Annotated in this window: 1 protein-coding gene; it reads left to right on the top strand. The window is 58.9% G+C overall.

What is annotated here, in order from left to right; translation table 11 throughout:
* Positions 1-561 (top strand): MFS transporter (locus AC1DWI_RS25240; RefSeq protein WP_477726194.1); only part of this gene is annotated, 561 nt, incomplete at its 5' end.
* Between the last annotated feature and the right edge of the window lie 177 nt (positions 562-738).

Raw genomic sequence — 738 nt, 5'->3', positions numbered from 1 at the left:
GTGCTGCACCTGCCGGGCCTGAAAAAAGTGATTGCGCTGGCAGCCGGCGTCAACCTGGTTATCGGCGTGACGCTCGCCACCTCGGCTGCGATGGTGACCGGGCTGCTGCAGCGCTCTGCGGGCGATTACGCGTTGCTGCAAACGGCCGGCGCTATTGCCACCGTCATCATCCTGCTGTTCATCGCCCGCACCGTGCTGCCCTTGCGCACCCTGGGCCTGGTGTCATACAGCGTGATGTTGGCCGGCGGCCTGCTCACGGGGCTGGCTGGCAACTTCTGGATGTACATCGCCGGTTTCTTGCTGGTGATCGGCTTTGACAAAATGTTCAACGTCTACATCCGCAGCCTGCGTCAGAAGATCATTCCACCGAGAGACCTCGGCAAGACCACTGGCGTGATTGTGATGCTCAACAATTTGTCGCAGCCGCTGGCGGGGATGCTGGTGGGGGTGTTTGCAGGGGTGATGGAGGGGCGTGGAGTGATTTTGGGATTGGTGGGCGCGATGGGTTTGATTGGGGCTCTGGTGGCATGGACGGAGCGGAGCGATGGCACGCGCGCATGAACACGGCTGTGCCTTTATCTTAAATATCAGGTTTGTATGAACGTAACTTCTTGCACCGAATGGGAAATCGAGTTGAACGAGGTGGATTCCACAGTGTCGTCGCTGAAAGCGCTCGTTGAACAATTAGCGCTTGCAGAGCGGTTGCCGCAAATTAGCGCTTGCAGAGCGGTTGCCGCA

The organism is Polaromonas sp. P3_C2 (assembly GCF_056402675.1).
This window is presented reverse-complemented; position numbering and strand designations above follow the sequence as displayed.